The 733-nt window shown below is 40.5% G+C and carries 1 protein-coding gene; it reads right to left on the reverse strand.

The window, feature by feature from the left end:
* Nucleotides 1-733, reverse strand: a 733-nt coding sequence (locus AC1DQW_RS27840; protein WP_477457047.1) for a glycosyltransferase, incomplete at both ends; no start/stop codon positions are given.

Consider the following 733-nt stretch of genomic DNA (forward strand, 5'->3'; position numbering starts at 1 on the left):
GATAGATGCCGGTTGTTGTCCTCCAAACAAAATCCACTGATAAACATCATTCATTTGATTTGCGATTGATGACCAAATAAACTTGTCTTTAACCAATTGAAGACCTTTTTTACCGATGACACTTCTTTCCTCATCTGTAAGGTCAAAAAGTTTCTTAATACCCTCACTAATACTGTCAATTTCTGTTAACACCTCTAAGGCGGCTCCCCTTTCGAACCCCTCGGGTATATTGCAGGCAGCTGTCATGATAATCGGCAATTGATATGACCATGCCTCTAAAACAGCCATCGGCAAGCCCTCGCTAAAAGAAGGTAAAATAAAAGCATCTACACATCTAAAACAAACATCTTTTTCTTTATGAAATTGGGGGCCGATAAAAAAAACATCTTTTTCCAACTTCAGGGCAGCGCTTAAACTCAACAAATCTTGTAAATAGCCCAGGTCCTTGCTTTCTCCAGCTATCGCCAATTTCCATTCTTGTTTATGTGCGCCCAGGGTTGCCCAGGCTTTAAGTAGATTTTCAATTCCTTTTTTTGGATGCAACCGACTGAGAAATAACATTACTTTGCGACCATCATTTGATTTCCATTGAGGTATAGTTGCATCTTGGGGCCACTCTTCAGCGGGTAGATTAACGCCATTTGGTATCACCGCTATTGGATTCTTACAGCCAAAATCCCTCATTGCCTTATATTCAGGCAAAGCAAGGGCATTTAAACAAGCCGCATTTTTC

The organism is Mucilaginibacter sp. P5_A4 (assembly GCF_056400605.1).